8 protein-coding genes are annotated in these 24063 nt (G+C 42.2%); 5 read left to right on the top strand and 3 right to left on the bottom strand.

Features of this window, described 5'->3' with window-relative positions:
- Window positions 1-134 precede the first annotated feature (134 nt).
- Window positions 135-2351 (bottom strand): catalase/peroxidase HPI, encoded by a 2217-nt coding sequence (gene katG, locus V7O64_RS04815; protein ID WP_407356889.1) that lies wholly within the window; start codon window positions 2349-2351, stop codon window positions 135-137.
- Between the two features lie 805 nt (window positions 2352-3156).
- Here katG and V7O64_RS04810 point away from each other — a divergent pair.
- Complete coding sequence (locus tag V7O64_RS04810; RefSeq protein ID WP_407356888.1) at window positions 3157-7764, top strand: PAS domain S-box protein; 4608 nt, start codon at window positions 3157-3159, stop codon at window positions 7762-7764.
- Between the two features lies 1 nt (window position 7765).
- On the top strand, window positions 7766-8449 hold the full coding sequence (locus tag V7O64_RS04805; RefSeq protein WP_407356887.1) for a PleD family two-component system response regulator: 684 nt from the start codon (window positions 7766-7768) through the stop codon (window positions 8447-8449).
- Window positions 8450-8477: 28 nt separating this feature from the next.
- On the opposite strand, the gene V7O64_RS04800 is transcribed toward V7O64_RS04805, so the two are convergent.
- Entirely contained in the window at window positions 8478-8690 is a 213-nt protein-coding gene (locus tag V7O64_RS04800; protein WP_407357262.1) for an ATP-binding protein, read from the bottom strand.
- A gap of 169 nt (window positions 8691-8859) precedes the next feature.
- The gene (locus tag V7O64_RS04795) at window positions 8860-12411 is read right to left on the bottom strand and encodes a PAS domain S-box protein (protein ID WP_407356886.1); all 3552 of its coding nucleotides are present in this window, start codon (window positions 12409-12411) and stop codon (window positions 8860-8862) included.
- An 865-nt stretch (window positions 12412-13276) separates the two neighbouring features.
- On the opposite strand from V7O64_RS04795, the gene V7O64_RS04790 reads away from it, so the two are divergent.
- The 3 genes from V7O64_RS04790 (at window position 13277) to V7O64_RS04780 (ending at window position 23538) form a co-directional block, all read left to right on the top strand.
- Window positions 13277-17119 carry a methyl-accepting chemotaxis protein gene (locus V7O64_RS04790; RefSeq protein WP_407356885.1) on the top strand — a complete coding sequence of 1281 codons (3843 nt, stop codon included), beginning with the start codon at window positions 13277-13279 and terminating at the stop codon, window positions 17117-17119.
- Window positions 17120-17135: 16 nt separating this feature from the next.
- Window positions 17136-17648 carry a chemotaxis protein CheW gene (locus V7O64_RS04785; protein WP_407356884.1) on the top strand — a complete coding sequence of 171 codons (513 nt, stop codon included), beginning with the start codon at window positions 17136-17138 and terminating at the stop codon, window positions 17646-17648.
- 379 nt (window positions 17649-18027) lie between these two features.
- Complete coding sequence (locus tag V7O64_RS04780) at window positions 18028-23538, top strand: PAS domain S-box protein (RefSeq protein WP_407356883.1); 5511 nt, start codon at window positions 18028-18030, stop codon at window positions 23536-23538.
- Window positions 23539-24063: the final 525 nt, after the last annotated feature.

Genomic DNA, 24063 nt, shown 5'->3' with positions numbered 1-24063 from the left:
ACCGCAGACTGCAAGAAGCTAAAGAAAAGGTAGCGTTTCAGACTATGCTGAAACGCTGTGTTCATATGTTATTAATAGCCCCTTTTGAACGTCCAAAATATGCTTTGGAGGCTCTTAAGATGTCGATGTTACGATCAGGCGATATCGAAGCGGTCAAGGTTCATTACCTTGTTCCACACCGCTACAAAGTCGTTCAAAAACTTCTCCAGGGAGTCCTCACACCCGTAGACTTCCGCCAGGGCCCGCAGCTGGGAGTTCGAACCGAAGACCAGGTCTACACGGGTACCGGTCCACTTGAGTTCGCCTGTTGCGCGATCGCGACCCTCGAACACGTCTTTGTCTTCCGGTTTTGCCTCCCACACAGTGCTCATGTCAAGCAGATTCACGAAAAAGTCATTGGTGAGCGTCTCCGGCCGCTTGGTGAAAACACCATGTTGGGACTGTGCAAAGTTGGTATCCAGGACGCGCATACCGCCTATGAGGACCGTCATCTCAGGAGCGGTCAGTGTCAGCAATTGCGCCCTGTCCACCAGCAGTTCCTCTGCCGAGACAGCGTATTTGGCTTTCTGGTAGTTGCGGAATCCGTCTGCTTTCGGCTCGAGTACACTGAATGCCACAACGTCGGTTTGCTCATCTGATGCATCCGTGCGTCCCGGAGTGAATGGAACGGTCACATCGTGGCCGGCATTCTTTGCCGCTTGTTCGACACCTGCGCATCCACCCAGGACGATCAGGTCGGCAAGTGAAACCTTCTTCCCGCCTGACTGAGCGCTGTTAAACTCCTTTTGGATTCCCTCAAGGGTCTCAAGCACACTGGCAAGTTGTTCAGGCTGGTTGACTTCCCAATCTTTTTGCGGCGCAAGACGAATGCGTGCCCCGTTCGCCCCTCCGCGCTTGTCGGAGCCGCGGAACGTGGATGCCGATGCCCAGGCTGTCGAGACAAGTTGGGAGACAGACAGTTGCGAGGCAAGGATCTTGCTTTTAAGGTCTGCGATATCCTGTGCGTCTATCAGATCATGATCAACTTCAGGAACCGGGTCCTGCCAGATAAGTTCCTCTTCCGGGACCTCCGGGCCCAGATAGCGCGAGCGTGGCCCCATGTCTCGGTGTGTCAGCTTGAACCATGCGCGTGCGAAGGCATCTGCGAATTTATCGGGATTTTCCAGATAGTGTCGTGCAATTGGCCCGTAGATCGGATCGAACTTTAATGAAAGGTCCGCAGTGGTCATCATGGGTCGGTGCTTTTTGGACGGATCGTGGGCATCGATGATCATGTCCTCTTCTTCAACGTCCTTTGCCAGCCACTGTTTCGCGCCGGCAGGACTTTTGACCAATTCATAGTCATATTTGAACAGGACCTTCAGATAACCCATGTCCCATCGGGTGGGGTTTGGCTTCCATGCTCCCTCAATGCCGCTTGATATCGTATCGCCGGCTTTGCCACTGCCGTGGCTGCTCTTCCAGCCAAGGCCCTGTTCCTCAATGGGTGCAGCTTCAGGTTCCGGACCGACCAGCGCTGCATCGCCCGCACCATGGCATTTGCCGAAAGTGTGTCCGCCTGCGACAAGCGCGACGGTCTCTTCATCGTTCATGGCCATGCGTGCAAAGGTTTCCCGAACATCCTTGCCGGAGGCGAGCGGATCAGGATTGCCGTCCGGACCTTCCGGATTCACGTAGATCAGGCCCATCTGCACTGCCGCCAGGGGGTTTTCGAGATCCCTGTCGCCAGAGTAACGACTATGAGGTTTGTCACTCGTAGCCAGCCATTCTTCTTCTGAACCCCAGTAGACATCTTCTTCAGGCTCCCATATGTCCTCACGCCCGCCGCCAAAACCGAAGGTCTTGAATCCCATTGATTCTAAAGCACAGTTACCGGCCAGGATCATGAGGTCGGCCCAGGAGATCTTTCTGCCGTATTTTTGCTTGATCGGCCAGAGCAGCCGGCGGGCCTTGTCCAGGTTCACGTTATCCGGCCAGCTGTTTAGGGGCGCAAAGCGCTGGTTCCCGGAACCTCCTCCGCCGCGGCCGTCGCCCATACGGTAGGTGCCTGCGCTGTGCCACGCCATCCGGATTAAGAGTCCTCCGTAGTGACCATAATCCGCTGGCCACCAGTCCCGGGAGTCGGTCATCAGTTCATAGAGGTCTTTCTTCACGGCCTGCAGATCGAGTTTCTTGAACTCTTCAGCGTAATTGAACTCTTCACCCATCGGATTGGACTTGGAAGAATGCTGGTGCAGAATGTTAAGATTCAATTGATTCGGCCACCAGTCACGGTTTGACGTGCCACCGTGGGCAGTTGATCCCATTAAAGGGTTCTTGCTGTCTTTATTCATGATGTTTTCTCCTTTCATTGTTTAAATTTTAACGATTGATTTTGATGACAATGGGGACTTGAAGGATGCCAGAAAAATGTCGCACCATTTTTTGAGTGTAAAACCCGGTGTCGGCTTTCAGGCTATTCTGATCATCAGCGACAGGGATTCCAAATGCAGTAGTCAAGACATTTGAAAGTTTCTTTTCATTCATTAAACTATTAAACTCCACTCTTATTCTTGAAGATAGGGTATAATTAATAGATTAGCAAATCATAAGTTAAATTAAGTTAAATTAAGTTAAGTTAAGTTAAGTTTATTTTTGATTATACCCCGCACCAAAGAATAATAACGATTTTTGATTATAAAAATTTTCGCATATTTTCAAGACATATTAAATATAATATTATTAAATATATGGATGCTATTTGCAGGAATATTTTCTTATTTTTTGTTTCTCTTCAACATCGTGTGAATAATTTTAACAAGAATATCTGATCAATCTAGTGACAAATGAATGATCTTCTTGTTGTAAATGGAAGTTTAAATTTGAAATCCATATCATATGACATCAGATGAAACCCTGTCGTAGATATGATAAGTAAATCTGAAATGATTTTTAATATAATCCCATACAAATTCACCCACACAATCCTGTGGAGATTCAATAAAATATTCATGCAGTATGTCTGATTATTTGCGAAACAGAGAGCGAAACAAATTTATAAAAATAGTAACAATTGCTAACATCTATATATATGTATAGATTATAAAAATCTGCTAGATTGTATGTTTGTTTTGTTTACATTCATGAAAATGCCCAGAATCCATCAGGTGACAATAGATGAAAAAGCACTATTATGATAGTGGCAAAAGTGAAGACATGTTCTATAGTCTTTTTGAGAATTCGATAAACGGAGTGGCTATACACAAGATCATCCTTGACGAATATGATAAACCTGTAGATTATGTTTTCCTTGATGTGAACAAAGCATTTGAAAAACACACTGGCCTTAAAAAAAACGAAGTTCTGGGAAGGCGTGTTACTGAAGTTCTTCCGGGTATTGAGAACACATCTTTTGTTGAAAAATATGGCAAAGCTGTACTTACCGGCACCCCTGTAAGTTTTGAGGAATATTTAAAACCGTTAAAGCGTTTCTATGCAATCAACGCATATAAGTTGGATAAAGAAACATTTGTCACAATTTTCATGGATGTTACTGAAAGTAAAAATACAGAAGAGGAATTGATCAAGAGTCAGGATAAATGTCGTTTGCTTTCAGATGTGACTTTTGAAGGTATAATTATCCATGAAAATGGTGTTGCTCTTGAAGTAAATGAGGCACTTTTGCGCATAACTGGATACAAAAGAGATGAATTTTTGGGAAAGAACGTTCTATCACTTGCTGTTCATCCTGATGATATTGATCTTGTCCGAAAGAACATGGTTAAAGATATCGCAGGGCCATATGAAATACGTGGAGTCAGGAAAGATAGTACCATAGTACCACTAGAAATCGAAGCATATAATCTCGTGCACGAAGGTCATCAAGTTCGTGTTGCAGCAGTAAGGGATATTACTGAGCGCAAAGTTGCAGAAGAATCCCTTAGGGAGAGTGAAGAACAATTCAAATCCATGTTTTTGGATTCACCTATGTCTATCATTATACATGACAAAGACAGTGGTGAGATAATCGATGCAAATCCTGCTGCATGCAACATGTATGGATTTTCTTCAGTTGAAGAGTTAAAAAAGAACGAGTTCTGGCTTGACCCGCCTTTTTCTTTTGACGATGCACTGGAATGGATCCATAAAGCCTCACATGAAGGTGTAAAACAGTTTGAATGGCTCAACCGCAAAGCAACAGGAGAACTTTTCTGGGAGCATATTAATCTGAGCCCGGTGACCATCAATGGAATAGAGAGGGTCCTTGCAACAACAATTGATATCACCAAACTTAAAAGTACACAGGAAGAGCTGCATTTAAAGTCTCTTGTTCTGGACCAGATCCAGGATCATGTAACAATAACAGATCTTAATGGCACGATTAATTATGTGAACAAAGTACAGTTAGATGCTACTGGATTTTCGATTGAAGAAATCATTGGAAAAACAATTCATATTTACGGAGAAGATGCACAACGTGGCCCCACACAACAAGAAATAATTGAGCGTACTCTTCAGGAAGGGACATGGAGAGGTGAAGTTTTCAACTACCTGAAAGATGGGCGCGAATATATAATGGACTGTAAAATACAGTTAGTTTATGATCTAAACGAAAAGCCTGTAGCATTATGTGGTATTGCCACAGATATCACTGCTCAGAAACGTATTGAAGCACAATTGAAAGAAAGCGAGACAAATTTCCGGACGTTCTTTGAGACAATAGATGATATTATTGTTGTAGCTACGCCAGATGGACAGATATTTTTCGCAAATAATGCCCTCAAAAGAAAGCTGGGTTATGAGTTAGCTGAGCTTCAGGAAATGCATGTGCTGGATCTGCATCCGCCTGAATTACGCCAAGAAGCCGAAGATATCTTTGATGCTATGTTTCGTGGGAAACGTAAAACTTGCCCTTTGTCACTTATAACGAAAAAAGGTGATTTTTTGCCAGTGGAGACACGGGTATGGTTTGGCCAATGGAACGGACAAGATTGTATTTTCGGTGTCAGCAAGGATCTGAGCGGGGAACAAGAGGCGCAACAACGTTTTGAATGTTTGTTCAATAAAAATCCTGCCTTAATGGCAATCTCAACCACATCCGACAGGAAGTTTTTTGATGTGAACGAGGCGTTTCTTGAAACACTAGGTTATTCACGAGATGAGATAATCGGGCAAACCATCGAAGAACTTGATCTGTTCATTGACACAGAAGAGCAAAAACATCTATCAAAGAAACTAGTTGAAGAGAGGAGCATTGCTAATTCTGAGCTGAAGGTTCGCCGCAAGGACGGAACTATTCTCCACGGCCTTTTCTCAGGAGATATCATAAACAACCAGGGTCAGCAGTATTTACTGACCGTTATGCTCGACATTACCGCAAAAAAATTGGCAGAAGAAAACTTGATCAAAAGTGAACAGAAAATGCGGGCTTATGTTGAAAATGCACCTTATGGTGTGTTCATTACTGATGAAAAAGGTCGCTATATCGAGGTAAATCCTGCTGCTTGCCAGCTAACTGGTTACTCCGAAAATGAATTATGCTCTATGAGTATCTCAGACCTTCTTACACCCGCTTCTCTTGAAGCAGGCAAGGAGAACTTCCGGCAACTATTAGAAAAAGGGAGAGGAGAGGTTGAACTGACCTTTAGGCATAAAAACGGCCAGGAGAGGTGGTGGATGTTTTCTGCAATAAAAATATCGGATTCCAGGTTCATGGGTTTCTGCCATGATACCACTTCCATAAAGCAAGCAGAAAATGATTTGAAGTTAAAGAACTACAAGCTTAAAGAAAAAACAAAACTTTCCAGTGAAATGGCAACACGTGCTGAAATAGCTAGCAGGGCCAAGGGAGAGTTCCTTGCCAACATGAGTCATGAGATCCGCACGCCTATGAATGGAATAATAGGTATGACAGGTCTTCTTCTGGATACTAAACTGGATGATGAGCAACGGCACTATGTAAAAACTGTACAATCCAGTGGTGAATCACTGCTTAGAATAATCAATGAGATTCTTGACTTCTCAAAAATGGAGGCAGGTAAGCTGGAACTGGAAATATTGAATTTTGATCTGCACGATGTGCTGGAAAACTTGACCACAATTGTTTCACATGGAGCTCAGGAAAAAGGCCTGGAATTCATTTGTGCAGCAGAACCAGATATTCCCTCTTATATAGTGGGAGATCCCGGACGTTTGCAGCAGATTTTAATCAATCTAACAAATAATGCGATTAAGTTCACAGATCAGGGAGAAGTGGTCGTTCGTATAACAATGGACCGGGAAACAGATACTGAGGTCTTGATTCATTTTTCTATAAGAGATACCGGCATTGGCATCCCCGATGATAAATTGGCAGCTCTATTTAATAAGTTCACTCAGGTAGATTCTTCTACGACACGACGGTATGGGGGCACGGGTCTTGGTCTTGCCATCTCTAAACATCTTGTTGAAATGATGGGGGGAGAAATTGGAGTTAAAAGTAAAGAGGGAGAAGGTTCTGAATTCTGGTTCAAGATACCCTTTAACAAGCATACAGGAATGAAATATGACGTAAATGATCGGCGTCTCCTTGAAAAAATACGCTTATTGGTGGTAGATGATAACGCCACAAATCGTGAGATACTTTCCATCCAGCTTTCTTCATGGGGGGCTATAGTACAGGAGGCAGTTGACGGCCCTATGGCCTTGAAAGCCCTTTATATGGCACATGAATTAAAAGAACCTTTCAATATGGTAATTATCGATATGTTGATGCCTTCAATGGATGGTTTAACCCTTGCAAGGGTAATAAAATCTGATGATAGGCTCAAAGATACTTTTCTGGTATTGTTGACTTCCATGGGTCACTGGGAAACTTCAGAACAGGTGGAAAATGAATATATTTCAGCATATCTTAACAAACCAGTAAATCAAAAAGAGCTTTTTTATAAATTGTCAACGATCTTTTCAGAAAGGGATACAATATCCCATAAACAAAAATCAATTGCTAATGGCAGTAATTATGAAAGTATTAATATATGCCCGAATATAAGAATACTTCTTGCTGAGGATAACATAGTCAACCAGAAAGTAGCACAGAGTATTTTATCAAAACTGGGTTTTCATGCAGATACTGTAGCTAATGGTAAAGAAGCAGTGAAAGCTCTTGAAATGATTGACTATGACCTGGTTCTTATGGATGTGCAGATGCCTGAAATGGATGGTGTTGAAGCTACCAGGCTTATCCGTAATCATAATTCAAAGGTTATCAACAGGAATGTTCCTATTATAGCTATGACAGCACATGCTATGAAAGGTGACAGGGAGCGTTTTCTGGACTCGGGCATGGATGATTATATTTCCAAACCTGTTTCTTTAAAGGCTTTTGGAGATTTGCTATATAAATGGAATACTATCATCACAGGTAAGGCACATAAAGCTGAGTTAGAGCCAGAGATGGAAGAAATACCGGTAAAAACGTTGGTATTTGATAAAGCAGCTCTTTTTGAGCGAACAATGGAGGACATCGAGCTTGCCAGAGAATTGATAGCCATTTTTCTCAAAGAAGTGAATGACTATCTAGATCAACTCAGGGTATATGTGGAGGAAAGGGATTATCTCAATTTAAGTTCTCATGCGCACAAAATCAAAGGCGCCTCAGCTAGCATTGGAGGCATGGTCCTGAACAGCCTTGCATCAGATCTGGAAGAAGCTGCCATAAAATCCGAACATGATAAAATAACAACTATTATACCAGAGATGGAAAAACAGTTTTTAATTCTAGCCGATCACTTAAAAGAGGTTTAAAATGAAGATACTGATTGCAGACGATGGTCTTACCACACGCACTATGCTGTATGCAAGTCTAAGTAAGTGGGGACATGAAGCTGTTACAGCAGCGGACGGGAATGAAGCATGGGATATCATGCAAAAAAAAGATGCTCCAAAGTTTTTGATACTGGACTGGATGATGCCTGGTATGAACGGTTTGGAACTTTGCAGGAAATTGCGTTCTAATCAATCAAAAGAAGCCTATTATATCATTCTGTTGACCTCAAAAAGTAATCCCCAGGATATTGAAGAAGGACTGATGGCAGGGGCTGATGACTTTATGTCTAAACCGTACGATAATAATGAGCTATACGCCCGGATCAATACAGGAATGAGGATACTTGAACTACAAGCTCCGCTTCCCATAAGGCAATCAAATGCTACGCGACGGGTCAATACAGGTTTGAAGTTACGTACATTACAAGAGGAAAAACCCGGATTTGAAAATAGCAGAAATGCTTTTGAGCAAATTGATAAAATATGCCAGCAAATAGACCAAACATTGCAATCTGTACTTGATCTTTCCGATGATCTGCTTTCTGGCCTGCAAACGAATGATACTAACTATAAAACACAAATAAATATAAAAGAAGGGGTGGAAAAGATCGGAATCCTGAATCGAAGGATAATGCACGTATCAAACAAAAACCAGAAGATATAAAATGTATTGTTTGATAAGATCAATGATCTTACAACATTGAAGGGTCTGGTCTTATAGGTATTGCAAACGTAAATTTGCTACCGTCTCCAGGCTCGCTTTCTACTTTTATATGTCCACCATGAAGTTCTACAAGTTTTTTAACTAAAGCCAAACCCAATCCGGTTCCACCATATTTTCTTGCTAATGATCCATCTATCTGTATGAAAGGCTCACAGGTCCTATATAGCTTTTCTTTTGATATGCCTGAAGATAGAGCTCACTTTCTTCATCATTGAATATCTATGATATTTGGGCTCGTTCATCTGCAGGCATACTAAAAGTGTGACAGTATGCATCATTGACAAATGTCAGGGTGGTATCCGGGGAGGGATCGGCAGGTAATCCCATGCTGCGTCTGAAGCAAGATATGATTATTTCTTTAATATTCTTCCTGAATTTGTAAGAGGCAGCCATTTATCTATAATTTTGGCTAAAGATTTTGGAGACACGGGTTTGGATATATAGTCGTTCATGCCCCACTCCAGGCATTTTTCTCTATCTCCCTGCATGGAATGAGCTGTCAAAGCTATGATGGGAATTTCATGATCAAGTACTGAAGATCCTGGGTTGCGGATCAGTTGAGTGGCTTGATATCCATCCATCACTGGCATCTGAACATCCATGAGAACAAGATCGTATGGAATGTTTTCCAGTACTTCTACGGCTTCTTTTCCGTCAGCCACAGCTTCGGCACGCAGGCCAAGCTTTCTCAGGATGCCAAGAGCTACCTTCTGGTTTGTAATGTTATCTTCTACAAGAAGAATACGCGCCCCAATTCCATTGAATAATTGGATATTTTGCTGAACCGGGTTTTGAGCAGATCTGTAGTTTTCAGATATATCCTTCAAGGAAGTACTATCTGCCATGCAATTCATAATAATATTTTTCAATTCCTGCTGTCTAACCGGTTTTGTAATATATGCCGAAAAACCAATATCAAATAAATGTTTTGCATCATTTTTATCTCCAAGCGAAGTCAGCATTATCATACATATTCCAGACAAACGCGAGTCTGCCATTATTGCCTTTCCGAGTGATTCCCCGTCCATTCCAGGCATTTGCATATCTAGCACTGCAAATTGGAAAGGTTCTTCCTCTTCCAGAGCTTTGTACAAAACCTGAAGTGCTTCCGGACCGTTAGAGGCCTCCGATGGACGCATGCACCAGGAGGTCAGGTGGGTGCTTAATATCTTACGGTTGGTAGTGTTATCGTCCACTATCAGTGCCCTTATTCCACACAAATTTACATGCGAAGGTTTGTTTGCTGAAACCTCATATGGCTGTTTTTTCAAATTCACAGTAAACCAGAACTCAGACCCTTTTCCTTCCTCGCTTTTTACACCAATTTCTCCTCCCATCATTTCTGCAAGCTTTTTTGATATTGCAAGACCAAGTCCTGTACCACCATATTGGCGGGTTGTGGAAGCATCCACCTGACTGAAATCACGGAACAGCAAATCAACTTTCTCTTTTGGAATTCCAATCCCGGTGTCAGATACAGAGAAATGCAGTATGATGTCGTTTTCTATGCTTGTCTCATTATGTGAAGTATGATTTTGTATTTCTTCTTCGGCCAATGAAACATGAATGAACACTTCTCCCTGGTGAGTGAATTTTATAGCATTACCTGTCAGATTGATCAGTATCTGTCGAACTCTCCCCTGATCACCTCTTAACATCAACGGTACATCTGGATCAATACAGCAGAGCAGTTCCAGTCCTTTCTCCTGAGCACTTACTGAAAGCGTGGCAGTGAAGTCCTCCAATACATCAGATAAGTTAAAATCCAGTATTTCCAGTTCAAGCTTATTAGCTTCTATTTTGGAAAAATCAAGAATATCGTTTATTATTCCCAAAAGCGATTCCCCACTGGAGCGTATGATTTCTGCATATTGTTTCTGTTCCTGGCTGAGGTCTGTGTCCAAAAGCAGACCTGTCATGCCAATGACACCGTTCATAGGAGTGCGGATCTCGTGACTCATGTTTGCGAGGAACTCTGACTTTGCCTTACTGGCAGCCTCAGCCTGCTCTTTGGCGATATTTAATGCTTCTTCCGCTTTTTTCCGTTCAGTGATGTCCCTAAAACTCCAGACCCTGCCGATTATCTTTTCATCCTGCCGTTGCGGCTGTGAGTATCGCTCAAACACACGGCCATCGGCAAGATTGAGCAGGTCAACACTGGATGCTTCCGGTGTGTCATAGAGTTCCCGGACTTTTGCCAGAAATTCTTCGGGATTTGCCATCTGAGCGACAACATACTGAAGCAACTTTTCATCAACATTGTCTTTCAGAATATCCTGCGGCACATGCCACATTTCAATAAATCGCCGGTTGTAAAGCGTTCTGATGCCTTCACTGTTTATCACTAGCAAACCATCAGCAGTAGATTCAAGCGTAGCAGAGAGCAAGGATGCTGATTTGGCGTTTTCCTCCTCCGCCTGCTTGCGCTCGGTGATGTCCCTTATGATGCCGATAGCATGCCAACCATCATCCTGCTTTAACGCGGACAATGAAAGCTCGATCGATATTTTATGCCCATTCTTGTGCAGACCCTCAAGTTCAAGAGTTTGGCCTACCGCGTCGCCCTGGCCTGTTGTGCGGAAATGCTGGAAGGCCTTTTGGTGCGCATTGTGGTAACGTACGGGTGCCAGCTGCTTGTGGAGGTTCATTCCCAGTGCCTCGGCCGAAGAATATCCGAAGATACGTTCCGCGGATGGATTCCAGAAAGTAATGTTTCCAGACGGGTCCATCATGACAATGGCATCTTGTGCCGATTCAGATATGCCCAAAATTCGCATTTCGCTCTCACGCAACTGCTCCTCCACACGCTTGCGCTCGGTGATGTCTATATGGTACCCTGCCATGCGGATTGGTGTTCCGTCTTCAGCCCATTCGATAACCTGTCCTGCACATATTACCCAGACAGTTGAACCGTCTTTATGGCGATAGCGAATTTCATTGTAGAAAGGTATCTTACCATGGCTGTTCACGTGTTGTGCAAACACCTCGAATACACCGGGCAGATCCTCCTGAAAGATGATCCTCTGCCAGGCTTCAGGTGAGTTCTCCATTTCATTATCCTCATAACCGAACATTCTTTTGAAGGTCGGACTGAGGTACTCGGTATTATCTACCAGATTCCAGTCCCAAAAGCCAGCAAGTATGCTTTCAAAGATATTTCTTAGGAATCCCTCACTTTCCTGTAGCCTCTTCTCCGCCCTCTTGCTTTGGGTGATATCACGAGCCGCGGAATATATCAGGTTGCCTTTTGCATGGGAACGCCATTCGATATAGCGGTATGAACCATTCTTACTTCGGTAACGGTTGGTAAAATTGAGAACATCCTCGCCCCTACCAAGATTTGCCATGGCATCAAGGGTTGGCTGAATATCGTCGGGATGGACAAATTCAAGGAACTTCATTCCGTTCAATTCTTCCCTGGAATAACCCAGGATGTGGCTCCAGGCCTTATTTGTTTTTATAAAGTTCCCTTCTATATCTGCAATGCACAAAAGATCCAGATTGACCGAAAAAAAGGCTTCCAGTTCTTCGGTCTGTTTTTTGCTGGATGTGATATCGATGAACATGGTGGTGAAGGTCATCTTCTCTGTTGAATAGACATGCACACGGTACAATTTTTCAAGAGGCTCACTGTACTGCTCAAACTCTTTTTCACCTCCCTCCAGGGCAATTTGACCGAAATAACCAATCCAGTCGAACTCTGTCTTTTCAATACCTGGAATTGCCTGACGGACTGTACGATTGATCAGGTTTTCTTTTTGAAGCCCCGTGAGCTTCTCAAAAGTCGCATTTACTTCCAGAAATTCGTAATCATACGGTTTTCCTTCTTCATCCAGAATAATGCGATGGTGTGCATAGCCCATGAGGGGACTGTTCAGGTTCGGTTCGTCTTTATCGTACATATCTATTCTTTCTCAGGTTTAGTCTACATTCCTGTTCTTTTCACTTCTTCATGCTTTTTTTAGCAATTATAGAAATGACGATTCACCGCTGATCTGAATTTTGTCACTTCCATCGGCTCATTCAGAAAATCCTCCTTACCGTTAGAAGACATCTTTCTTGTCCTTCATTGAATGCTTCGATAAATGCAGTTATTTTTGTTTGCTAATATCCCGTCTTTCGGGATGGCATATAGAAGAACCCGATTAATTTCTAGCATTTTTGTATTTTATTGTATTTATATTTTTGTTGTGTATGTGTTCAAATGTTGCTTCTATATCTTTTATTAAAGTTGTTATGCAAATACATGTATTATGATGCTGAATTTAACCCATCCGATTCCTACCAAACATCAGATTTTAACATATAGTGGCTTTTCGCAGGTCAAAATGAAATAGATTTTTTCTAGTATTTTTAAATGATAATGATGGGTGTGTTTTTATGTAAATGGAATACAATTTGAGCATTTTAAAAATTTTAATTATTGAAAGTACAATATAGGTAATTGTTATTGAAGGTCTAAATTGTAGACCTAAATGAATGATTTAGTACTTATGTCAACATATATACATATTAATAACTGATGTAAAATAGGTTGCAAGATCAATGTTCAATTATTGAACCGTACATTCAGAATGTCAGATATAATAAGATCTATCGCATATGTATAATATCTGATTCAATCTCTAATTGTCCATTTTTTTATACCTTTATTTTTTTAATAATAACTTATATATATCAAAACTTATCATATTCTATCATATCACGAGTGAGTAACAATTGCATATGTGTTTAATTGTAACTGTTCGTCATAAGGGAGGTTTGGATATGTTCGGCAACAAAAGCAAAATCCAGAAAGAGATAATAGAAGTCATAAGCAATATAAGAAGAGGGGATCTTGAAGCCCGCATGAATGAGCATAATGATCCTTTGAACAAGCAAGTCAGCGAGAATCTTAACCAGATACTGGAAGAATATCAGCAATTAAGATCTTATGTTGATTCTATAAAACGATCAGGAACTTCAGATGAATATGCATCAGAGTCCAATAATGAACTTGTCAATGGTATAATGACACTTGTTGATGCTGCAATAGAAGGGAAGCTTGATACACGTGCCAGGGTCGAGGATTATACCGGCAATGACAGGAAAGCCATGGAAAGCATCAACCATCTTCTTGATGCGGTGATAGGTCCGCTGAACGTTTCTGCAGAGTATATAGATCGAATCTCCAAAGGTGACATTCCTGAGAAGATCACCGATGAGTACAAGGGTGATTTCAACGAGATAAAGAACAACCTGAACCAGTGTATAGATTCCCTCAACAGATTAATGGATGAGACCAATTCCCTTGTTGACGCGGCAGTTGAAGGAAAACTTTCCACAAGGGGTAATGTTGAGGCATTTAACGGGGACTATGCTGAACTGGTATCCGGAATAAATCAGCTCACCGATGTTTTAGTAGGTCACATTGACCAGATACCAGCTCCGGTTATGATCATAGACACAGACTTTAACATCTCATACATGAATAAAGCAGGAGCTTCTGTCATTGGCAAGACTCCGGAACAACTGGCCGGCCAGAAATGTTATGATCATTTCAGGACATCTGACTGTATGACAGAGAACTGTGCCTGTGCAAAAGCTATAAAGACCGGGCAGCATGCCTCAAGTGAGACGGATGCTCACCCTGGCGGAAAGGACCTGTTCATAGAATATGAAGGCGCTCCGATAAAAGACAGGAGAGGCAATATCATTGGTGCACTTGAGATAGTGATGGATAAGACTGAAGTAAAGAAGGCTATTGATGATGCAAGTACCAAGGCCGATTATCTTGAAAATATACCCACTCCTGTCATGGTCGTTGACAAAGAGTTCAATATCCAGTTCATGAATACAGCCGGAGCTTCTGCAGTTGGCAGCACTCCGCAGAAGTGCGTAGGTCAGAAATGTTTCAACCTGTTCAATACAACCCATTGTAACACTGCCGACTGCCAGGTGGCAAAGGCAATGCAAACAGGTGAAGTTTGCACAAACGATACTATTGCCAGCTTACCCTCAGGAGAGCTGCCCATAAGATATTCAGGTGCGCCGTTGAGAAATAAGAACGGCGAGATTATCGGTGCTCTTGAATACGTACTTGACATTAGCAAGGAAATGGAAGTTACAAACGGTGTTCGTGAGCTTGCAGAGGCTGCCGTTGAAGGCAGACTGGATACCCGTGCTGATACCAGCAGGTTTGAAGGCAATTACAGGAATATAATAGAAGGGGTGAACTCCACACTTGACGCCGTCATAGGTCCGCTCAACGTTGCGGCTGAGTATGTTGACCGTATCTCTAAAGGTGATATCCCGGAAAAGATCACCGATGAATATAACGGGGATTTCAACGAGATAAAGAACAATCTCAACCAGTTGATGGGTGAATTGAATCGTTTTGTCGATGAAATGACAAGGATGAGCAATGAGCATGATGCAGGAGACATAGATGTCATTATGGCAGAAGACAAATTCCAGGGTGTTTATGCCAACATGGCCAAAGGTGTCAATGACATGGTCAATGGCCATATAACTGTCAAGAAAAAGGCTATGGCATGTGTCAAGGAGTTTGGAGAAGGTAATTTTGAAGCTGAAATTGAAAAGTTCCCTGGTAAGAAGGCATTTATAAATGAGATCATTGAAGAAGTACGTGGGAATCTCAAAGCTCTTATCAGTGATGCAAATATGTTATCAGATGCTGCTGTTGCGGGTAAGCTTGGTACTAGAGCAGACGCATCCCGCCATAAAGGTGATTTCAAAAAGATCATTGATGGGGTCAATGACACACTTGACGCTGTCATCGGTCCGCTCAATGTTGCTGCAGAATACATTGATCGCATATCTAAAGGTGATATCCCTGAGAAGATCACCGATGAATATAACGGGGATTTCAACGAGATAAAGAACAATCTGAACCAGCTGATGGGTGAATTGGATCGGTTTGTCGATGAAATGGCAAGGATGAGCAATGAGCATGATGCAGGAGACATAGATGTCATTATGGCAGAAGACAAATTCCAGGGTGTTTATGCCAACATGGCCAAAGGTGTCAATGACATGGTCAATGGCCATATAACTGTCAAGAAGAAGGCAATGGCATGTGTCAAGGAGTTTGGAGAAGGTAACTTTGAAGCTGAACTTGAACAATTCCCTGGTAAGAAGGCCTTTATCAACGAAATAATTGAGGAAGTACGTGCAAATCTCAAAGCTCTTATCATTGATGCAAATATGTTATCAGATGCTGCTGTTGCGGGTAAGCTTGATACAAGAGCAGACGCATCCCGCCATAAAGGAGATTTCAAAAAGATAATTGATGGTGTCAATGACACACTTGACGCTGTCATCGGTCCTCTCACCGAAGCTTCAAGGGTAATCACCGCCTATGCTGATGGTGACCTGAGCACAAGAGTGACAATAGATGCCAGGGGTGACTTCAAACAACTTGGTGACACTCTTGATAACTTTGGTGACGCTCTTCAGAGTATCATAAATGATTCATGTGCAGTGCTTAACTCCATTTCAGCCAACGACCTTACAAGAAGGGTGAGCGTCTACGGTGTCGGGGATTTCATACAACTTACAGAAGGTGTTGAGAATTGCAGATCATCACTTAATGAAATGGTTGCCCTTGTCAGTAAGAATGCTGAAAGCATTGCAGCCACTGCACAGGAGATGTCCTCTTCAAGTGAGGAGCTCTCAGCCTCAGCAGAACAGATAACAAGTACTGTGACGGAGATATCAAAAGGTACTCAGACACAGGCAGAGAAGGCAGAAGAGGTCTCAAGGGCAATGACCGATATGAGCAGAACTGTTCAGGAAGTAGCAACCAATTCTGAGAAGGCCGCCCAGAATGCAGTGGATTCCAACAAACTGATACAGGGTCTTGGTGAAATGTCCCAGGACCTCATGTTAAAGATGGAAAGCATAAAGTCTGCAGTTGGTGAATCTTCAGATGTTATCAATGAGCTTGATGAAAAATCCAAACAGATAGGTGAGATAGTCAGTCTCATTACAAGTATTGCTGACCAGACCAACCTGCTTGCCCTTAATGCGGCCATTGAGGCTGCAAGGGCAGGAGAGCACGGACGTGGATTTGCTGTAGTTGCAGATGAGGTGAGAAACCTTGCTGAAGATTCGGGCAATGCAGCCAAGCAGATAGCACAACTGATCCACCAGATGCAGAGCGGAACAAAGAATGCGGTCTCATCTATGAAGAAAGGTACAGATGAAGTGGATACGGGAGCAGCCTCCCTTGAGAGATCGGTTGTTGCCATCGGGGAGGTTGTGACTGCCGGAGATACGATCGTGAGAATGGTCCAGGAGATCGCCGCTGCTACAGAAGAGCAGTCCGCTTCCATAGAGGAAGTCACATCATCCGTTGAAGAGGTATCGGCCATTTCCGAGCAATCTGCAGCTGGTGCCCAGGAAGCTTCCGCTTCTGTGCAGGAACAGACAGCTTCCATGCAGGAGCTGTCAAGGTCTGCAGAAGAGCTTTCAGAGGTTGCTGCAACTATGCAGTCTATAGTATCCAGGTTCCGTTTAGACGACTCTGCAGGCGATGTTTCAGAAGGGGTAAATGCATCCGGAAATGCAAGAAGACCGACCGGACCTTCAAAGAAAATACTGATCTGATCTGCGGGGTCCTGCAATGGCAGAATATGTTGAAAAGGATAGCAGCTCTTCCAAAGAGCTGCTCCAGCTGGTCATATGCCAGCTTGCCAGTGAAGAGTTTGGCATTGAGATATCCAGGGTAAAAGAGATAATTCGTATACCGGATATCACAAAGATCCCGCAGGTACCTGATTACGTAGAAGGCATCATAAATCTTCGCAGCAGCATAATTCCCATAATTAATCTTGCAAAGAGATTTAGTCTTGATCATGTCGAAAAGACGGATGATTCACGCATAATTGTTGTTGAAATAGGAAGCCTTGTTGCTGGAATGGTTGTTGATGCAGTTGCAGAAGTGTTAAGCATTTCTGGTGAAGATATCGAACCTGCACCTGATGTCATAGTTTCGAAAGTCACTGACAGGTATATCATGGGTGTCGGTAAGATCAATGATCGCCTGCTAATATTGCTTGATATTGATAGGATATTCACAGATGAACAAAAGGCACAAATCGGCCGCTTAGAAAATGCGGGTGCAATTCCCGCATAATTTTTTATTTTCATCTTTAATTTAGCTCCATTATTTAAGTGAATCCTATGGAATAGCTAAATTCGTAAACTAAACTATACTTTGCTCAACAATTTCAATATCAAGGAAATTTTTCCTTTTGAAATTATTATGTCAAAATAAAAAAGGAAGTAGGTTTCTATAGAGCCAGCCATTTATCTGCTCATATTTTGTTCGCATTTTAGCAACTTTTAAACATATGCTGAACTGACAATCTATATATATAATACATGTGCTATTAAAATATTAACATCTCAAATACACATGTCATGATGGCCTTTTTAAATTCATTAAAACAGTCCTTTAGCTGACAAATCCGGCAGAAAGAAGGAGTTTATCGAAGCAACGTGAAGGAAAATAAATGAAAAAGAAATTGGAATCAAGTGATCAAGAAACACCTTTCTTGTCAGCACAAGATGATGAGCCGGTCGAAAGAATGGAAATTTCACATATGGACATAATTGAAATTAAAACGTTTGAAGAAGCGTTGCTCTTCAGGGAGAAACGACTACAAAGTCTTGTTGAAATCCTGCAGTCAAGATATGATTCGGTCCAGGAGTACCTTGACTTTGCCCTTGACAAAGCAATTAAGCTCACAGATAGCAAGTTCGGCTATATCTATTATTACAGCGAAACAAGAAAGGAATTCACCCTGAACACGTGGTCTAAAGGTGTAATGAAGGAATGTGAGGTTGTTAATCCGCAGACTGTTTACAGGCTGGATGATACAGGCATCTGGGGAGAAGCTGTCAGACAGCGCAAATCTATCATTATAAATGACTTTAGTGCTCCAAATACTCTAAAAAAAGGTTATCCACAAGGTCATGTTCAACTTCACAGATTTATGACAGTGCCCATTTTCCGAAATAACAAAATTGTGGCCGTTGCCGGGGTTGCAAACAAAGGATCTGATTATAAGGAAATAGATGAGCTACAGTTAACTTTACTCATGGACTCTGTATGGAACATAGTAAGACAGATAGGTGCTGAAGAAGCAATACGTGAGAGTGAGGAGAAGTATCGTGGCCTGTTTGAGAATTCCCTTAGTGCTGTGGCAATCCATAAAATAATCCAGGATGACCATGGCAAGCCCATAGACTATGTTTTTCTGGAGGTCAATGAAGCCTTTGAGACTCATACAGGACTCAAAGTTGAAGATGTTGTTGGGAACTGTGCAAGTGAGGTTCTTCCAGGTATAGAAAAAACGTCTTTCATTGAAATATGTGGTGATGTTGCAATTAACGGCAAACCTGTTAATTTTGAAATGTTCTCTGAACCATTGCAACGATACTATAGCATTAGTGCTTATCAGGCAGGTACGGGATTCTTTGCGACGGTATTCCAGGACATAACTGCGCGCAAAAATACAGATGAAATGCTAAAGGAAAGTGAACAGCGTTTCAGAAGGCTAGCAGAAAATGCTGAAGACATGATATATAGATATGAATTCTCTCCTAAAAGAGGGTTCACCTACGTTAGTCCGGCTTCAACCAGAATCACAGGCTATACACCTGAAGAGCATTATGAAGATCCTGATCTAGGGTTTAAACTGGTGCATCCGGATGATGTTCATATTCTCAAGAGCTTATCAAAAGCAGATTTTAATGACCGAACAACTGTAGCTCTCCGCTGGATAAGAAAAGACGGACAAATTATTTGGACAGAACAAAAGAATTTTTTTGTGTATGATAACAATGGCAATCTCATTGCCATGGAAGGCATAGCCAGAGACATCACCGAGCGCAAAAGGACTGAAACCTATCACGAGATGGGAACTGAGGTTCTGCGTATTCTTAATGAGCCAAGCGATCTACATGATCCGATACGGGATGTGATCTCAACCTTGAAGAGATTTACCGGAGTAGATGCCGTAGGCATTCGCCTGAAAGATGGGGATGATTATCCATATATTGCAAGTGAAGGTTTCTCCACGGATTTTCTGGAGTCTGAGAATTCACTGGTCCTACGCAATACCAAAGGAGGCCTGTGCAGAGATTACAACGGCAACGTTAAATTGGAATGTACATGTGGCCTTGTTATTTCCGGCTACACTGATCCCTCTAATCCTCTCTTCACACGGGGTGGAAGCTGCTGGACCAACGATTCCTTCCCACTTCTTGGGCTTTCACCGCAAGAGGAGATTCGATTACATCCACGCAACCAATGCATCCATCAGGGGTATGCCTCCGTGGCACTTATACCCATCCGTATGAAAAATGAGATCGTGGGTCTGATCCACTTTGGAGATCACCGGAAAGGATGTTTTTCGTCTGATGCCATCGAGCAGCTTGAAGTTATTGCATCGCATATCGGAGAAGCTTTGATGCGCCGTATTGCGGAAAATGAACTGATCCAAAGTCAGGAAAAATATCGCTTGCTTTCGGATGTATCTTTTGAGGGTATTGTAATACATGAGAACGGTATAGCTCTTGAAATCAATGAAACACTGGTCCGTATGACAGGGTATACGCGTGGTGAATTGTTAGGGAAGGATGTTATACCAATTTTTTTCCATCCTGCTGATCATGATACCCTCAGACAGAATATGGCTGAAAAATCCACAAAACCATATGAGGTGCGTTGCGTAAGAAAAGACGGGTCTATAATACCCGTTGAAGTGGAAAGTTTGAATCTCACACACAATGAACGACATTTACGTGTTTCAGCAGTGCGTGACATAACTGAGAGAAAGAAAAATGAAGAAGCTCTGGAGATGAGCAATTTATATAACCAGTCTTTGATCACAGCGATTCCTGACTTGATATTCGTGCTGGATGAAAGAGGGGTATTCATTGATTACAAAGCATCAGATGATAAAGTTCTGGCAATGCCAAAAGAAGCATTTTTGAACAATAACATCTTCGATGTATTACAAAAAGAGCTGGCAGCCAGGATTAAAAAAGGTATCGAAGAAGTTCTGAATGAACAATATACAAAAGCAATTGAATATCAAATGCCTATTGAAGGTGAAATCAAGTATTTTGAATGCAAGTTGGCCTCTTTTGGGAAAGATAAAATTATTGCTCTGGTTAGAGATATCACCGACCGTAAAAAAGCCGAGCAGAAAATTGAAAATGAAAGATCTCTCTTAGAGGGGCTTCTTGATTCAATACCAGATATGATATTCTTCAAAGACCCTGATGGAGTATATATGGGATGCAATCCCGAATTCTCAAATCTTGTTGGCAGGAAGAGAGAAGATATCATTGGTAAGACAGATTATGACCTGTTCAGCAAGGAGCTTGCAGACTTCTTCAGAATGAACGATCTGTTAATGATGAAAGAAGGTAAAATCAGACATAATGAAGAGTCGGTAGTTTATCCTGATGGAAGGAATGTAATGCTCTACACCACCAAAGCTCCTTTGAGGAACTCTGCAGGGAAGATCATTGGTTTGGTGGGGGTGGGCCGTGATATCACTGATAACTGGCATGCAGAACAAACTATCAAAGAACTGAACAGGCTTAATCAGTCCACAATTGATTCTCTGGATGCAAATATTTGTGTACTTGATGAAACAGGGACTATCATTAAGACGAATAAATCATGGAATGACTTTGCCATTGAAAATTTTGCTGATGTTGAAAAGGTGAGCGAAGGGACAAATTACATCCGGATCGCAAAAAATTCTGTTGGCGAGGATAGTGATTTGGCCTGGCAGTTTGCAAAGGGGATAGAAGATGTGATGATGGGGTTGCGTGAGGAATTTGACCTTGAATATCCATGTCACTCGCCAGAAGAAAATAGATGGTTCATAGGGAAAGTTCGTCCCTTTGAAGGTACTACAGCTTCTTTCCCCCGCAAGGTCGTAATATCCCATCTAAATATCACTGAACGTAAACTTGCTGAGGAAAAGTTGAAGAAATATGCATCTGAGCTTAAAAGAAAAAATCTGGAACTGGACCATGCCCTTTTGAGAGCAGAGGATGCTACCAGGGCCAAGAGCGAATTTTTGGCCAACATGTCTCATGAGATACGCACACCTATGAACGGCGTTATAGGCATGACCAGTCTGCTTATGGACACCGGACTTGGTGAAGAGCAAAAGCATTATGTTGAAACGATACAGACAAGCGGAGAGTTATTGCTTAGTCTTATAAATGACATATTGGATTTTTCCAAGATCGAAGCAGGCAAGTTAGAGCTGGAAGTCCTGGATTTTGATCTAAGCGATATGCTTGATGACTTTGCTTCAATGCTGGCCGCAAGGGCTCATGATAAAGGATTGGAATTCATCTGTGCATCTGAACCGGATGTTCCTGTTAATATCAGGGGTGACCCAAGTCGTTTGCAGCAGGTATTGACAAATTTGACAGGAAATGCGCTTAAATTCACAGAGAAAGGTGAAATTGTTGTGCGCGTAAGCCTTGAATCAGAAAATGAATCTGAAGCCCTGCTACATTTTTCTGTCAAGGATACAGGTATTGGTATTCCTGCAGATAAAACAGGACCTCTTTTTGATACATTTTACCAGGTGGATGCATCAACTACGCGAAAATATGGAGGCACAGGTCTTGGTCTTGCTATCTCCAAACAACTTGTTGGGATGATGGGGGGACAGATGGGCGTGATAAGTGAGGAAGGGGTTGGTTCAGAGTTCTGGTTCACAATTCCTTTTATCAAGCATTCAGGCACAAAGCCAAAAAATAGTTCATTGCATCACGTAAGGGATTTGCACATACTTATAGTGGATGACAATGCAACCAATCGTGAAATACTGCGAATTTGGCTTTTGTCGCGGGGAGCTAAAGTAGCCGAGGCTGAGAATGGTGTCACTGCACTGCAAGCACTTTATCAGGCACATGAGGATAACAAACCTTTTGATGTGGCACTTCTCGATATGCAAATGCCAGGAATGGATGGCATTACTCTTGCCAATGTGATCAAATCGGATGACAAACTCAAAGACATTCCTCTCATGATGCTGACATCACTTGGGCAGTGGCAGGCTTCTGCTAAATTTGATAAAAGCCAGTTCATTGCCTTCATTACTAAGCCGGTAAATCATACGGAGCTGCTTGAGAAACTATCATGTCTTTCCAATACAAAAATGGGTACTGTAAATTCAGAGGTATCTGTTTTGCAGGATCGATCATCTGAGAGAATAAATAAAGGTCTGAGAATACTGCTGGCTGAGGATAACATTGTGAACCAGAAAGTCGCTCAAAGCATGTTAAAGAAAATAGGCCACAAAGTGGACACTGTGGCCAATGGCAAGGAAGCGATAAAAGCACTTGAAATGATTCCCTACGATCTGGTGCTCATGGATGTGCAGATGCCTGAAATGGATGGTATTGAGGCTACAAAACATATCCGGGATTGTGCTTCATCTGACCTCAAAAGTGATGTGCCTATAATAGCTATGACAGCACATGCCATGAAAGGAGACAGGGAACGTTTCATTGACGCCGGAATGGATGATTACATCGCAAAACCGGTTTCAATGAAGGCACTCATAGAATTGCTGGATAAATGGTCAAAGGAATTGAATGCAAAAAGCCATGAACATACCCATTCCGATGGACAAATTCATCAAACAGATATACCCATTTTTGACAAAGAGGCTTTAATGGAAAGGATGGATGGTGACATTGAACTGGCACGTCAGTCAATTTCTACTTATATGGAACAGATGCCACAGCAGATAGAATCTCTGAAGATAGGTATAGAAAGCGCAAATGCAGAGGAGATAAGTAATTGTGCGCATGGGATCAAAGGATCATCAGCTAACCTCGGTGGTATGGCTTTAAGTAGCATTGCCAGTGAAATGGAAAAAACAGCAAGATCGGGTAAAGTGGAGGAAGCTGCAGGCATGCTGGCAGAAGTGGAAAAACAGTTTAACTTGCATATAAAAAGGCTACAAGAGGTATGAACTACTTGCTCTTCCTCTTTTGGCTTTATAGAAAAGCTATTGAAATCAAGATTTTCATGACTAAGTTTCTGCTTTTCAGGAACATCACCCTCTAAAAATATCATGGATCTTAATTGTATATATCATATTGGAATTTCTACAGAGATATGCAATTTTACTGTGTGGCCTTTTTGCTCTATTGAATGATTCATGCTCATGTTTTTACTGAATATTAATCAGAACGAGTCTGATATTTCTGGCACAGGATAAATCTATGAAATATTCAATGGAAATTCACTTATTTCTTTATTGCAGGTTTGATTGTGAATGAGGAAAGCTGCTTGTGGAAAAGAGCCTGGATGAATAGGTAGATGTTTCAACGTTATTCATCCATAACTTCCAGCACATCACATTTTGTTTGCCTGGATATACCTGCATCATCAAAAGATGATGCATCGGGCTTATCATCATCGATGCTTTTAATCCTGCTTAAGACTGAAAAAGATATGCAATGGCAAACGGCTGTGAAAAAATATGTTCAACAAA

Source organism: Methanolobus sp. WCC5 (genome assembly GCF_045690325.1).
Taxonomy (GTDB): Archaea; Halobacteriota; Methanosarcinia; order Methanosarcinales; family Methanosarcinaceae; genus Methanolobus.
Note: the sequence above shows the minus strand (reverse complement) of the source record. Positions and strands in the feature narration are given on the sequence as shown.